Origin of the sequence: Pseudomonas sp. 24 E 13, from assembly GCF_900004715.1 — a bacterium.
GTDB classification, from domain to species: domain Bacteria; phylum Pseudomonadota; class Gammaproteobacteria; order Pseudomonadales; family Pseudomonadaceae; genus Aquipseudomonas; species Aquipseudomonas orientalis_A.
The window spans coordinates 67,338-80,814 of sequence record NZ_CVTO01000152.1 but is presented as its reverse complement, the minus strand read 5'-3'; the positions used below and the strand labels follow the sequence as shown (position 1 = coordinate 80,814).

Sequence of the window (13,477 nt, the reverse complement as noted above, 5' to 3'; positions counted from 1 at the left end):
ACTGACATGGTGAAGGGATTGAGCGACAAACTGGTGCTGGCGATTTCATCGCGAGCCTTATTCGATTTGAGCGAAAGCCACAAGGTCTATCTCGCCGAAGGCGTGGAGCCGTATCGCCAGTACCAGATCGAGCACGAGGAGGAAATCCTTGAACCCGGCGACGCGTTCCCGCTGGTCAAGAAACTGCTGAGCCTCAATGCCAGCCTCGGGCGCGCCCGTGTCGAGGTGGTATTGGTGTCGCGCAACAGCGCCGATACCGGCCTGCGAGTGTTCAACTCGATCCAGCATTACGGCCTGGACATTTCCCGCGCCGCTTTCGTTGGAGGGCGTAGTCCCTATCCGTATTTAGCCGCCTTTGGTTGCCATCTGTTTCTGTCGACCCATGCAGAAGATGTGCGCAGTGCGCTCGACGCCGGTTTTGCCGCAGCGACGATCCTGTCGGGTGGCCCGCACCGGGCATCAAGCGAGGAACTGCGCATCGCCTTCGATGGCGATGCGGTGCTGTTCTCCGACGAGTCCGAGCGCGTCTATCAGGCCGGCGGCCTGGAAGCGTTCCAGGCCAGCGAACGAGAGTCGGCGCGCGAGCCGTTGCACGGCGGACCGTTCAAGGGCTTCCTGGCGGCGCTCAACCTGTTGCAGCGTGAGTTCGCCGACGAGGCGTGCCCGATTCGCACGGCACTGGTCACCGCGCGCTCGGCGCCGTCCCACGAGCGGGTCATTCGCACCTTGCGTGAATGGGATATCCGCCTGGATGAATCGTTGTTCCTGGGTGGCCTGGATAAATCCGCGTTCCTGGAAGCCTTCGCCGCCGATGTGTTCTTCGATGACCAGGTCGGCCATTGTGAGCGCGCCAGGGAGGTCGTGGCCACCGGGCATGTGCCCCATGGCATCAGTAATGAGTTGAAAATCCAGAGCGAGAGCTGAGCCGCACTGCTCGAGGCGCTGCTAAGCTCATTTGATCTCCGCCAGCCTGGCAACCCAGGGGGTTCTATGATTCGTTCGATGCTGTACGCCACGGATCTTGGCCTGTATGCACCGTATGTCATGCAACATGCCCTGGCGTTGGCGCGAACGTTCAAGGCCGATTTATATGTGATTCATGTGGTGGAGCCCATCGGGCTGTTCGCTGAATCGGTGTTGCAGAGCTACCTTGATGAAAAGGCCCTCAGCGAATGGCAGCGCCAGGGGCTGACCACGGTCATGGCGACGATCGAGCAACGGGTGCTCGACAGCTTTCGCGAGGAACTGGGGGATGGGGAGCAGGACCTGAAGTTGATTCGTTCGGTGCGGGTGATCCAGGGGGACCCCTGCGAAGTGATTCTCGACCAACTGCATAAGCTTTGCGTCGACCTGTTGATCGTCGGCAGTCATAGCCATGCCAGCGCAGCGGCCACACCGCTTGGGCGTACCGCTGCGCGCCTGGTGCAGGTGGCGAGTGTGCCGGTTTACCTGGTGCCGTCGCTGCAACGTCGGCGCAGTGATGATATTGATCGGTAAAAAACGATAAAAAGTTCTAGATTTATATATCTTACCTTTAATATAGTTATATACCGTCGCTGATACCCGTGGCGTCTATCTGCTTTGAGGGATTCATATGAAGCTTCAACAACTGCGCTACATCTGGGAAGTGGCGCACCACGACCTCAACGTTTCCGCAACCGCTCAAAGCCTCTACACGTCGCAACCCGGTATCAGCAAGCAGATCCGCCTGCTCGAAGACGAGCTGGGCGTCGAAGTATTCGCGCGCAGCGGCAAGCACTTGACCCGCGTCACCCCGGCGGGCGAGCGCATCATCACCACGGCCGGCGAGATCCTGCGCAAGGTCGAGAGCATCAAGCAGATCGCCCAGGAATTCTCCAACGAGAAGAAGGGCACCCTGTCGATCGCCACCACCCACACCCAGGCACGCTACGCCTTGCCGCCGGTGATCCGCGATTTCATCAAGCAATACCCCGACGTGGCGTTGCACATGCACCAGGGCTCGCCGATGCAGATCGCCGAAATGGCCGCTGATGGCACCGTCGATTTCGCTATCGCCACCGAAGCCCTGGAGCTGTTCGGTGACCTGGTCATGATGCCGTGCTACCGCTGGAACCGTTGCGTGGTGGTGCCGCAGGGACACCCCTTGGCCAAGTTGCCGAAGCTGACCCTGGAAGCCTTGGCCGAATTCCCGATCGTGACCTACGTCTTCGGGTTCACCGGGCGTTCCAAGCTCGACGAAGCCTTCAGCCACCGCGGTCTTACCCCGAAGGTGGTGTTTACCGCAGCCGACGCCGATGTGATCAAGACTTACGTGCGCCTGGGCCTGGGCGTGGGCATCGTCGCCAAGATGGCTGTCGACACCCAGCTCGATAAAGACCTGGTGGTGCTTGATGCCAGCGAGCTGTTCGAATCCAGCGTGACCAAGATCGGTTTCCGGCGTGGCACGTTCCTGCGCGGTTTCATGTGCGATTTCATCGAGAAATTCGCACCGCACCTGACCCGCGAAGTGATGGCCAAGGCGATCCAGTGCCACAACAAGCAGGAACTGGAAGCGTTGTTCGACGGCGTTGAACTGCCGGTTCACTAAAGCGGCTCAGCGGGCCTCGGTCACGGTGAAGTATTGCCGGGCGCCCGCCACCAGAATCTCCACCTCGTCATCGATGCACTTGCCCAGCAGGCTCTTGCCCAACGGAGCGCGCGGGGTGATGACGGTGACGGGTTGCCCGACTACATCCACCTTCAACCCCGCCGCATCCGGCGCCAGGAACAGCCACTGCTGGCGACCGTCCTCGTCTTCCAGACCGACCAGGGTGCCGAGTTCTATCCCGCGCTGATCATCGTAGGCACGCAGCTGCAGATTCTGGCACAGCACCAGCGATTGTCTGATTTCCTCGACTCGCCTGGCTTGTCCGGTCGCCAGGTACGAGGCCTCAAGGCCTAGGGTGTCGTATTTGTTCTCGGCGATGTTTTCTTCGTGGGTCGCCGTCTCGTAAGCGGTCTGCGCGGCGCGTTGGAGGACATCGAGGTCGACTGTCAGCTCTTCCAGAATCAATTGAAGGACGGCGTGTTTATTCATGGCTGTGCTTGATCATTCGCAGAATTGCAGGACATTTGCCCGGCTTTTTTCGTTCGGGGCGTTCTGGTCCTGTTGCAGCCAGAACTGGCATTTGGGGTTGGACAAATTGCGCGCATTGTTTCGCGCCTGCTCCAGGGTTTGTTGTTGCTCCTGCTTTTGCAGGTTCTGCTGGTACTGCTCAAACATACGGTTGGGCGGCTCAGGTGCAACCACAGGCGGTTTGCCCAACTGTTGAACGGCCTGGGCCACCGGCGCCAGGCTCTGCGGGAACAGGTAGCGCGAGGCCAGCCAGGTGGTCAGCGCGATGGCGATAAACCCCAGCCACACGCCTGCGGCAATGGCGATGCACAGTTTGAACAGCGACATCGGACGGTCGGACATGGTGGCCTCCTGGCGAGCATTGACGGCAAGTTGGCGATTGTCGCACAGCCACTGTGCAGAATAATCGTGATCAAGCTTTTGCATCGGCGCATTTATGCGGACAATCGAGCCTTTGAGCACTGGAGCCCGGAATGAAAGCCCGCTGGGATATTTTTTGCAGCGTTGTCGACAACTACGGCGACATCGGCGTGACCTGGCGACTGGCCCGGCAATTGGTCGCCGAGCACGCGTGCGCTGTGCGCCTGTGGGTCGATGACCTGCGCGCCTTTGAGCGCATGTGCCCGCAGATCGATGTCAGCCTGGAGCAGCAGTGGCAAGAGGGCGTCGACGTGCGCCACTGGCCGAGCGAATGGGCGCCGACCCCGGCGGCCGATGTGGTGGTTGCAGCGTTCGCGTGCCAACTGCCGGCTGACTACATGGAAGCCATGGCCGCGCGCGCGCGCACGCCGTTGTGGATGAATCTGGATTACCTGAGTGCCGAGGACTGGGTGGTGGGCTGTCACCGCCTGCCGTCGGTGAAGTTCAAGGGGGTGCAGAAGTACTTCTTTTTTCCTGGCTTTCGCCCAGGCACTGGCGGGCTGTTGCGTGAAGCAGGGTTGCTGCAGCAGCGTCAGGCTTTTCAGCAGGACACCCATGCGCAGCGCCAATTCCTGCAGACCCTGGGCGTGTTTCCGGTAGCCGATGCGCGGCTGATCTCGCTGTTCGCCTACGAAAACGCCGGGCTGGGCAGTTGGCTGGACGTGTTGTCGACAGACGGGCGTGCCACTCATCTGTTGGTGCCGGAAGGGCGCATCCTGGGCGATGTGCAACGCTGGCTGGGCGAGGAGGGGCTGACGGCGGGGGCGATTCATCAGCGCGGGGCGTTGACCGTGCAGGTGCTGCCGTTCGTGCGCCAGGCGCAGTACGACCAATTGTTGTGGTGCTGTGAGCTGAATGCCGTGCGTGGCGAGGATTCGTTCGTGCGCGCCCAGTGGGCCGGGCGCCCGTTGCTGTGGCACATCTATCGTCAGGACGAAGACATCCACCTGGACAAGCTCGATGCCTTTCTCGAGCTGTACACCGCCGCCTTGTCGCCGGCGGCCAAGGCGGCGCTGGTTGCACTGTGGCAAGCCTGGAACACCGAGGGCGATATGGCCCAGCCGTGGAAAACGCTGCAGGAGCACTGGCCGGAACTCAACGGACACGCGCAGAACTGGTGTCTGGAACAGGCCTTGCAGGCCGATCTTGCGACGGCGCTGGTACAGTTTTATGAAAGTTGGATATGATACGCCACCTTGATTTTTGTAAATCCCATCCAAATTTCGGATATATGCAATGAAAACTGGTAAAGAACTGAAACCCGGTACAGTGATCCGTCTCGAAAACGACCCTTGGCTGGTTCAGAAAGCTGAGTTCACCAAGTCCGGTCGTAACAGCGCCATCATGAAGACCAAGCTGAAGAACCTGCTGACCGGTTACAAGACCGAGATCGTCTACAGCGCCGATGACAAACTGGACGACGTGATCCTCGACCGCAAGGAAGCGACCCTGTCCTTCATCAGCGGCGACACCTACACGTTCATGGACACCACCGACTACACCATGTACGAGCTGAACGCTGAAGATATCGAAGCCGTTCTGCCGTTCATCGAAGAAGGCATGGAAGACGTCTGCGAAGCTATTTTCTTCGAAGAGCGCCTGGTTTCCGTAGAGCTGCCGACCACTATCGTGCGTAAAGTTGCCTACACCGAAGGTTCCGCTCGCGGTGACACTTCCGGCAAGGTGATGAAGCCTGCCAAGCTGAGCAACGGTACCGAACTGCAAGTGGCCGATTTCATCGAAATCGACGACCTGATCGAGATCGACACCCGTGAAGGTGGTTCGTACAAAGGTCGCGCCAAGAAGTAATTCCTGCGCCGCGATACGAACGAAAAAGCCCGACCATGCGTCGGGCTTTTTTATGCGTGCAGGGTTTACACCGGCATACCGGCCGGGTCCAGTTTGCGGGCGTAGCGCTCGGCGCGCTGGCTGGCATCGGTGGTGTAATGGTCCCGTTCAGGGCGACAGTGGTTAAACGGTTACGTGCAGACGCACATCAACGTTGCCGCGAGTGGCGTTGGAGTACGGGCAGACCTGGTGAGCGGCGTCGACCAGCGTTTGCGCATCATCCTGGGCCAGGCCTGGCAGGCTGATGTGCAGATCGATGTCCAGGCCGAAACCGCCGGGTATCTGACCGATGCCAACGTGGGCGGTGATCGAGGCGTCGTCCGGGATTTTGCGTTTGGTCTGGCCGGCGACGAATTTCAGTGCACCGATAAAACAGGCCGAGTAGCCGGCGGCGAACAGTTGCTCAGGATTGGTGGCCTGACCGCCGGCACCGCCCAATTCCTTGGGCGTGGAGAGTTTGACGTCGAGGATGTTATCGCTGGAGACAGCGCGACCATCACGGCCGCCGGTGGCGGTGGCTACTGCGGTATAGAGCGTTTGCATGGTGTCGTCCTCTGATTATTAGCGCTAAATGTTTGCGCGCTAAGTAGTTGGTGAGGTGAATGTATAGCGCTAATGTTTAGTGCGCAAGATAAATTCACAAATATTTTTCAGGTGACGGGAAAACAATGTGGGAGGGGGCAAGTCCTAATGCCAGTCAGTTAAGGCTTTTTTTGTAGGAGCGAGCTTGCTCGCGAAAAACTCACAGACACCGCGTTCATTCAGGAAGCACGCCTTATCGTTGACGTTTTTCGCGAGCAAGCTCGCTCCTACAGGATTTGGTGCTTCTTTAGAGTGTGTTTTGCAGGTTGCTGCGCAAAGCAATCAAATCCGCCTGCAGCTTGCGTAACTGCTCCAGTTCCATCCCGCTGGCGCCCAGGATGCACTGCGGGATCCCCATGGCCTGGTCCTGTAGCGCCCGTCCGGCAGCGGTCAACTCCACCACCACCACGCGCTCATCTTCGCGGCTGCGGGTGCGGCTCAACAGGCTTTCGGCTTCCAGGCGCTTGAGCAAAGGCGTCAGGGAGCCGGGATCGGTGAGCAGGCGGCTGCTGATTTCACCCACGGTCAAACCGTCTTCTTCCCACAACACCATCATGGCCAGGTACTGCGGATAGGTCAGGCCGAGGGCCTGAAGGAGAGGTTTGTATGCCTTGGTCATCAGCAGTGAGGTGGAATGCAATGCGAAACACAGCTGGTTATCCAGCATCAAGGATTCACAGGGGGTTGGATTTTTGCTCATGGCGGTGCCTCGAAAAGCCGGTATGACGGGAATCTAGCGGGCAAATCTTTAATGCGCCAGGTAATTCTGCGCGCACGGTCAGACCAGGCCGCTTTGCAATGCCAGATCCCAGGGCGGCACCGGGCTGAAACGGGACTTCAGGTACTCCAGCAGCAACCGGCTGCGTGCATTGGGTTGCTGTTCCAGGCGTAGCGCATAGATGCCGGCGGTTTCCGGGTTCGGCAAGCCGCTTTCACAAAACAGTGGCAAGAGTTCACCGCGCACCAGGTATTCGCTGGCCAGCCACGTAGGCAGGTGCGCAATGCCCAGCCCTGCCAGGGCGCCGGAGAGCAGGGCCTCGGCATTGTTGGCACTCATGCGGATACGACGTGGGCGATAGATGGCACGGCGCCCGTCCAGTTCGAAGCGCCAGGCGAACATCGGCGCCAACCCGTCCCAGTCCAGGCCGTCGTGCTCGCTCAGTTCCCGCGGGTGCGTTGGCGTGCCTCGGCTTTTCAGGTAAGCCGGGCTGGCGCAGGCAATACGCACGATACTGGCGAGCGGCGTGGCGATCAGACGCGTGTCGGCAATATGCCCGGCGCGCAGCACCAGATCGACCTTGCCCAGGTGCGCGCCCTGCATATCGACAAAACTGTCGATCAAATGCAGCTGTACATCAAGCCCCGGGTACACCTGCAGGAAATCCGCGATCACGGGCGCCAAGTGCCGTCGCCCGAACGCCGCCGGTGCGTCCACGCGGATCAGGCCTTCGGGCGCATGGCTCAGGGACACGGCTTCGGCGCGCGCAAGCTGCAACTCGCCGACAATCCGTCGCGCCCGCTCGGCAAAGGCCAGTCCGGCCGGGGTAGGGACCACGGCATGGGTGCTGCGCTGGAACAGGCGGCTGCCGACAGCGTTCTCCAAACTGTCGATACGCCGCGCCACTGCCGAGGGGGTTAACGGATAGCGGCGCGCAGCGGCGGAAAAGCTGCCGCTTTCCAGCACATCGAGAAACAGGCTCAGCTGGTCGGTCAACGTATTGGGATTCATGGGTCCATGCTTGTGCGAGTTTGGCACAGCCATTGTGCGTTGCTGTGCCTTTGCGCGCCATAGCGGACTGCGTAGCATGCAACACTCAGGATTTGTGGAGTAGCGTGCGGTGGTGGATCTGGCGATGTACCTGGTATTGGGCGCGGCCCTGGGCACAGTAGGCGGCTTGTTTGGTATTGGCGGCGGACTGATCGCCATCCCGGTGCTGGGTGTGCTGTTCGGGCTTGATCAGCAGATCGCCCAAGGCACCGCGCTGGTGATGGTGGTGCCCAATGTGATGCTGGCCCTGTGGCGGTATCACCAGCGCAACCGCATTGAACTGCGCCACGCCTTGCCGCTGGGTGTGATGGGCTTCAGCTTCGCATGGCTGGGTTCAATTTGGGCGGTAGGCCTGGATGCCGGCGCGATGCGGATCGGGTTTATCGTCTTTTTGGTGGTACTGGCAGCCTACAACCTGTTGCGCATGTTCACCCGTAACGCACCGCCGACGGCGCAAATGCGCTATTCCTGGCCGTGGCTGGGCGTACTCGGCGCAGCGTCAGGCGCCATGGGCGGATTGTTCGGTGTCGGTGGCGCAGTGGTGGCCACGCCGGTGCTTACCAGCGTGTTCGGCACCAGCCAGGTGGTCGCCCAGGGCTTGTCCCTGGCGCTGGCGCTGCCCAGCACCGGCGTGACCCTGGTCACTTACGCCTGGCATCACGAAGTGGACTGGCTGATCGGCGTGCCGTTGGCCGTGGGCGGCCTGCTCAGTATCAGTTGGGGCGTGAAAGTCGCTCATGCACTGCCCGAGCGGGTGTTGCGTGGCCTGTTCTGCGGTTTTCTGGCGGTGTGCGCGGTGATGCTGACGTTTAAAGTCTGAACCCTTCGAGAATGTATTCGGCCAGGCATTCGGTAATGGGCGACGTCATTTGCGGGTTGCGCAGCAAGCGCAGGTTCATCGACGGCAAGGGCGGGAAGCCTTCGTCGCTGCCGAGCACGCGCAGGTCCTGGGACACCAGGCTTTCCATGCTGATCATCGCCGCCAGGCCGGCACTGACCACCGCCAGGATCGCCGCGCCATTGGAGCTGTGATAGGCCAGGCGATAATCCCGTCCAGCCATATCCAGCGCGGTCTGGGCCCACTGCGTGTAGAGGCAGTCGCCGCCGGAAACCGCCAGGGGCAGGGACTCGTGCTCGTCCACGCAAAAACACGGCGCGGCGGCCCACACCATGCGCTCAGTGCGCAGGAATTCACCGAGATCGTTGCCGGGCTCGCGGCTGATGACGGTCAAGGCCAGGTCCCGTCTCTGCATCAGCACCGTTGACGATTCGCAGTGCAGCTCGATCTGGATCAGCGGGTAGGCCTTGGAAAACTGCTTGAGAATGCCCGGCAGGAAGCGCATCACGTAATCGTCCGGCGTGCCGATGCGCACCAACCCCACCATATGCGGCTCGCGCAGGGTGTTGAACACTTCGCTGTGCAGTTTCAGGATGCGCCGCGCATAGCCCAGCAATACCTGGCCCTCAGGCGTCAGCCGCACCTGACGGCCGTCGCGTTCGAACAACTTGCGTTGCAGCACGTCTTCTTCCAGACGTTTCATTTGCATGCTCACCGCCGATTGGGTGCGGTTGACCAGTTCCCCTGCGCGGGTAAAACCGCCCTGATCGGCGATGGCGACGAAGGTGCGCAGCACTTCCGTGTCGATGCTCGGGTAAGTCGACAATTGATCAATCTCCGAGATGTATTGCATAAGAAACATTCGTTGGATTGATCATAGGCCCAGGCACACACTCGCGTCATCCCCACTGGAGGGCGAGAAGATGAAAGGTCAAAAAGATCATGGGTCGATGGCAAGGTCGCCGTTGTCAGGGCTTCTTCGCAGCATTTCGCGTTGGCCGGCGTTGCATCGCGAACGCCGGATGCTGGCGGGCATGAGTGATGATGCGCTCAAGGATATCGGGCTCAACCGTGTCGACGTGGAGCAGGAGATCCACCGGCATTTCTGGGATGACCCGCTGCGCAAGTGACCCCGGATGCAGTAGGGTAGGCGCGAGCATTCAAGGAGCCATCCATGCCCGCCGTCCTCTCCTTTTCCCTCAAGCAGGCACGCCGCATGGCGCTGGCGGCCCAGGGCTTTTCCGGGCGCCAGCCGCCGGCGCAGATAAAAGCCGCACACCTCAACCGCCTGATCGAACGCCTTGGCGTGCTGCAGATCGACTCGGTCAATGCGGTGGTGCGTTCCCATTACCTGCCGCTGTTTTCTCGACTGGGCAATTATTCCCCCTTGATTCTGGAACAGGCCGCCTGGAGCCAGGGGCGACGGCGCTCGCTGTTCGAATACTGGGGGCATGAAGCCTCGCTGCTGCCCATGGCGATGTACCCCTTGATGCGCTGGCGCATGGAGCGGGCCAGGCAGGGCCAGGGGATTTACGCGCAAATGGCGCGGTTCGGGCGGGAGCGGCAGGACACGGTCCAGCGCGTTCTGCAGGCTGTCGAACAGCAGGGCGCCTTAGGTGCGGGCAGCCTGTCGACCCGTGAAGAGCGCGCCGGGCCCTGGTGGGATTGGAGTGACGAGAAACATGCGCTGGAATGGCTGTTCGCGGCCGGTCTGGTCACCGTGGCCGGGCGGCGCGGGTTTGAGCGCCTGTACGATTTGCCGGAGCGAGTGATCCCCGGCGAAATCCTTCAAACCGTCGTGAGCGAAGCCGAGGCCCTGCGCGGCTTGTTGGTGCACAGCGCCGGCGCATTGGGCGTGGCCACTGAAAAAGACCTGCGCGATTACTTCCGCCTCGACCCCGTCGACAGTCGCCAGCGCCTGGCTGAGTTGGTCGAGGAGGGACAGTTGCTGAGCTGTCGGGTGCAGGGCTGGAAGCAATCGGCGTACTGCCTGCCCGCGCCGAAAGTGCCACGCAACGTGCCGGCCAGCGCGTTGCTGTCGCCCTTTGATTCGTTGATCTGGGAGCGTGCCCGTACCGAGCGCCTGTTCGATTTCAGGTACCGCCTGGAAATCTACACCCCCCAACACAAGCGGGTGTACGGCTACTACGTGCTGCCGTTTTTGCACAACGAGCGGATCGCTGCGCGCGTTGATGTGCGCGCCGAGCGGGCCAACGGCTGCCTGGCGGTGCATGCGGTGCACGAGGAGGAGCAGGGCCTGGACGAGCCGGGCATGCTGGCGTTGGCGCTGAACCTGCGGCAGATGGCCGATTGGCTGGGGCTGCAACAGGTCAAGCTCAATTGCCAGCGGCCGAGTGCTGCGCGGTTACGCTTGGCAATGCTCAAGATGGATGCTGGGCTTTAGGGCGCCATCGGGGGCAAGCCCCTCCCACAGGGGAATACGCTCCACATGTGGGAGGGGGCTTGCCCCCGATTGGCGTCAGTCCAGTCGACACCCATCTAGCGCTTGACCTGTTTCAGGGTTTCGGCAATCAGGAACGCCAGTTCCAGGGACTGATCGGCGTTCATCCGCGGGTCGCAGTGGGTGTGATAGCGGTCCGACAAACCGTCTTCGGTGATCGGCCGTGCGCCGCCGATGCATTCGGTGACGTTCTGCCCGGTCATCTCGATATGAATGCCGCCGGCATAGCTGCCTTCAGCCTGGTGGACCTGGAAGAACTCCTTCACTTCGCCAAGGATCTGCGCAAAGTCGCGGGTCTTGTAACCGCTGCTGGCCTTGATGGTGTTGCCATGCATCGGGTCGCTGCTCCACAGCACTTGCTTGCCTTCGCGCTGTACGGCGCGAATCAGCCCGGGCAGGTGGTCGCCCACCTTATTGGCGCCCATGCGTGCGATCAGGTTCAAGCGGCCAGGGTCGTTGTCCGGGTTGAGAATATCGATCAGGCGGATCAGATCGTCGGGGTTCATGCTCGGGCCGACCTTGACCCCGATCGGGTTGTTCACCCCGCGCAGGAATTCGACATGGGCGCCATCCAACTGCCGGGTACGGTCGCCAATCCAGAGCATATGGGCCGAGCAGTCGTAGTAGTCGTTGGTCAGGCTGTCGCGACGTACGAAGGCTTCTTCATAGTTGAGCAGCAACGCTTCGTGAGCGGTGAAGAAGCTGGTCTCGCGCAGCTGCGGCGAGTCGTCCATGCCGCAGGCGCGCATGAAGGCCAGGGTTTCGTCGATGCGGTCGGCCAGTTGGCTGTACTTCTCGGCCAGCGCGGAGTTGGCGATAAAGTCCAGGTTCCACTTGTGCACCTGGTGCAGGTCGGCGAAGCCGCCTTGGGCAAAGGCGCGCAGCAGGTTGAGGGTCGCGGTGGACTGGTGGTAGCTCTGCAGCAGGCGGTCCGGGTCCGGTACGCGGCTTTTTTCGTCGAAGCCGATGCCATTGACGATATCGCCGCGGTAGGCGGGCAGGGTGACGCCGTCGATGGTTTCATCGTTGGACGAGCGCGGTTTGGCGAACTGGCCGGCCATGCGCCCGACCTTGACCACCGGGCAGCCGGCGGCGAAGGTCATGACAATCGCCATCTGCAGCAGCACCTTGAAGGTGTCACGGATTTTCGCGGCGGAGAACTCGGCAAAGCTCTCGGCGCAGTCACCGCCTTGCAGCAGGAAGGCGCGACCCTGGGTCACTTCGGCAAACTGACGACGCAATTCGCGGGCTTCCCCGGCAAACACCAGCGGCGGGTAACTGGCCAGGCTCTGCTCCACTCGCTGCAGGTGCGCAGCATCCGGGTAGCGGGGTTGCTGCTGGATAGGCAGGGCACGCCAGCTGTCGGGGCTCCAGGGTTGGCTCATCATGCACTCGTTGGGTAGGTTGAAGTTCGGACGCCAATGTTAGCAGCAATTAGTGCGTGACCTGCCGACGTCGCTTGGCTGACAATCGCGCACTTTGCCCTGCAGCCAACCCGTTAGGAGTAGTGATGAGCGAGGAGCGTGTGGAGCGCCTGCTGGCCGAAGTCCATGATGATTTCGGCATGATCCGTGTGCTGGAAGTGGCCGATTACCGTTTTCTCGAATTTGGCGACGCCATCGAGCAAAGTTGCGTGTTTACCGCCGACCCGAGCTGGCTGGAGTATGACTATACCCGCGCCATGTTGATCGGAGCGTTGTGCCATGAGCAGCCGGAGAGTGCGCTGTTCCTCGGCCTGGGCGCCGGCACGTTGACCCAGGCATGCCTCAGGTTCCTGACGCTTGACGATGTTGAAGCCATCGAGCTGCGCCCCGACGTACCGCGCCTGGCGATGGAGTATTTGGGGCTGGACGATGATCCACGCCTGTATATCCGCATCGGCGATGCCCTGCAATTGCTCGAAAGCGCTGAGCCTGCCGATCTGATCTTCGTCGACCTGTACACCGATGTGGGGCCGGGCGTCGGCCATCTGGCCTGGACGTTCCTCGAGAACTGCCAGAAGAAGCTCAACCCGGGCGGCTGGCTGGTGATCAACCAGTGGGCCACCGATGACGGCAAGCCGCTGGGCGCAGCGTTGTTGCGCGGGTTGTATCACCGGCATTACTGGGAACTGCCGGTGAAGGAGGGCAATGTGATTCTGCTGGTGCCTTCGGAGCTGGATCAGGAGTTGGACCTGGAGGCGCTGGTGGTCCGTGCAGAAGCCTTGGCGCCGCGTCTGGGGTATTCGTTGCAGGCGTTGATCAAGGCGATTCGGCCGGCGACTTAGTCGTCTGTGCCGGCCTCATCGGGGGCAAGTCGAATCGTCGCACTGGCCCTGCCACATTTTGATTTGTGAATACATTCAAGTGTGGGAGGGGGCTTGCCGCCGATGGCGGCCTCTGGGCCGACCAGGGTGTTGGATTGGGTTGAGTACATATCCGTTTCTGCGGTAACGGCTGCTATGGGTTCCGCTTTTACAGCGGC

At 61.2% G+C, this 13,477-nt stretch carries 17 protein-coding genes; 9 read left to right on the top strand and 8 right to left on the bottom strand.

The genetic code is table 11. The annotated features are described in order from the left end of the window. Positions 1–6 precede the first annotated feature (6 nt). The 3 genes from BFP90_RS23110 to cysB all read left to right on the top strand — a co-directional run bounded on the left by BFP90_RS23110 (position 7) and on the right by cysB (position 2,569). Positions 7–924, top strand: coding sequence for a 5'-nucleotidase (locus tag BFP90_RS23110; protein ID WP_065885134.1), 918 nt, complete (start codon positions 7–9; stop codon positions 922–924). Positions 925–990: 66 nt separating this feature from the next. After that, complete coding sequence (locus BFP90_RS23105; protein ID WP_065894684.1) at positions 991–1,497, top strand: universal stress protein; 507 nt, start codon at positions 991–993, stop codon at positions 1,495–1,497. Positions 1,498–1,594: 97 nt separating this feature from the next. Continuing rightward, a complete protein-coding gene (cysB, locus tag BFP90_RS23100; RefSeq protein ID WP_065898063.1) occupies positions 1,595–2,569 on the top strand; it encodes an HTH-type transcriptional regulator CysB in 975 nt (324 codons plus the stop codon). Between the two features lie 6 nt (positions 2,570–2,575). Here cysB and BFP90_RS23095 read toward each other — a convergent pair whose 3' ends face one another. Beyond that, positions 2,576–3,058: a GreA/GreB family elongation factor gene (locus tag BFP90_RS23095; protein ID WP_065898062.1), complete on the bottom strand. Its 483-nt coding sequence runs from the start codon at positions 3,056–3,058 to the stop codon at positions 2,576–2,578. Between the two features lie 12 nt (positions 3,059–3,070). Continuing rightward, positions 3,071–3,439, bottom strand: a complete 369-nt coding sequence (locus BFP90_RS23090) for a hypothetical protein (protein WP_065898077.1) — start codon at positions 3,437–3,439, stop codon at positions 3,071–3,073. 131 nt (positions 3,440–3,570) lie between these two features. Here BFP90_RS23090 and earP point away from each other — a divergent pair, with 131 nt between their 5' ends. After that, positions 3,571–4,704 carry an elongation factor P maturation arginine rhamnosyltransferase EarP gene (gene earP, locus BFP90_RS23085; protein WP_065898061.1) on the top strand — a complete coding sequence of 378 codons (1,134 nt, stop codon included), beginning with the start codon at positions 3,571–3,573 and terminating at the stop codon, positions 4,702–4,704. A gap of 49 nt (positions 4,705–4,753) precedes the next feature. Then, positions 4,754–5,326: an elongation factor P gene (locus tag BFP90_RS23080; protein WP_003172723.1), complete on the top strand. Its 573-nt coding sequence runs from the start codon at positions 4,754–4,756 to the stop codon at positions 5,324–5,326. Positions 5,327–5,488: 162 nt separating this feature from the next. Here BFP90_RS23080 and BFP90_RS23075 read toward each other — a convergent pair whose 3' ends face one another. The 3 genes from BFP90_RS23075 to BFP90_RS23065 form a co-directional block, all read right to left on the bottom strand. After that, entirely contained in the window at positions 5,489–5,908 is a 420-nt protein-coding gene (locus BFP90_RS23075; protein WP_065898060.1) for an organic hydroperoxide resistance protein, read from the bottom strand. 286 nt (positions 5,909–6,194) lie between these two features. Then, positions 6,195–6,647, bottom strand: coding sequence for a MarR family winged helix-turn-helix transcriptional regulator (locus BFP90_RS23070; RefSeq protein WP_065898059.1), 453 nt, complete (start codon positions 6,645–6,647; stop codon positions 6,195–6,197). Positions 6,648–6,725: 78 nt separating this feature from the next. Beyond that, entirely contained in the window at positions 6,726–7,676 is a 951-nt protein-coding gene (locus BFP90_RS23065; RefSeq protein ID WP_065894696.1) for a LysR family transcriptional regulator, read from the bottom strand. A gap of 109 nt (positions 7,677–7,785) precedes the next feature. Here BFP90_RS23065 and BFP90_RS23060 point away from each other — a divergent pair, with 109 nt between their 5' ends. Continuing rightward, the gene (locus BFP90_RS23060) at positions 7,786–8,535 is read left to right on the top strand and encodes a sulfite exporter TauE/SafE family protein (RefSeq protein ID WP_065885142.1); all 750 of its coding nucleotides are present in this window, start codon (positions 7,786–7,788) and stop codon (positions 8,533–8,535) included. On the opposite strand, the gene BFP90_RS23055 is transcribed toward BFP90_RS23060, so the two are convergent. Next, on the bottom strand, positions 8,525–9,406 hold the full coding sequence (locus BFP90_RS23055; RefSeq protein ID WP_065898058.1) for a LysR family transcriptional regulator: 882 nt from the start codon (positions 9,404–9,406) through the stop codon (positions 8,525–8,527). The two genes, BFP90_RS23060 and BFP90_RS23055, sit on opposite strands and share 11 nt — an antisense overlap. A gap of 70 nt (positions 9,407–9,476) precedes the next feature. On the opposite strand from BFP90_RS23055, the gene BFP90_RS23050 reads away from it, so the two are divergent. Both BFP90_RS23050 and BFP90_RS23045 read left to right on the top strand, forming a co-directional pair. After that, the gene (locus BFP90_RS23050) at positions 9,477–9,683 is read left to right on the top strand and encodes a DUF1127 domain-containing protein (RefSeq protein ID WP_065894700.1); all 207 of its coding nucleotides are present in this window, start codon (positions 9,477–9,479) and stop codon (positions 9,681–9,683) included. Positions 9,684–9,727: 44 nt separating this feature from the next. Further along, the gene (locus BFP90_RS23045) at positions 9,728–10,957 is read left to right on the top strand and encodes a winged helix-turn-helix domain-containing protein (protein ID WP_065894702.1); all 1,230 of its coding nucleotides are present in this window, start codon (positions 9,728–9,730) and stop codon (positions 10,955–10,957) included. Positions 10,958–11,052: 95 nt separating this feature from the next. On the opposite strand, the gene BFP90_RS23040 is transcribed toward BFP90_RS23045, so the two are convergent. After that, a complete protein-coding gene (locus BFP90_RS23040; RefSeq protein ID WP_065885145.1) occupies positions 11,053–12,399 on the bottom strand; it encodes a class II 3-deoxy-7-phosphoheptulonate synthase in 1,347 nt (448 codons plus the stop codon). A gap of 125 nt (positions 12,400–12,524) precedes the next feature. Between BFP90_RS23040 and BFP90_RS23035 the strand changes: the two genes are divergently transcribed. Next, the gene (locus BFP90_RS23035; RefSeq protein ID WP_065898057.1) at positions 12,525–13,280 is read left to right on the top strand and encodes a spermidine synthase; all 756 of its coding nucleotides are present in this window, start codon (positions 12,525–12,527) and stop codon (positions 13,278–13,280) included. Here the strand turns inward: BFP90_RS23035 and BFP90_RS28955 are convergent. Then, positions 13,277–13,477 (bottom strand): hypothetical protein (locus BFP90_RS28955; protein ID WP_218061252.1); only part of this gene is annotated, 201 nt, incomplete at its 5' end. The two genes, BFP90_RS23035 and BFP90_RS28955, sit on opposite strands and share 4 nt — an antisense overlap.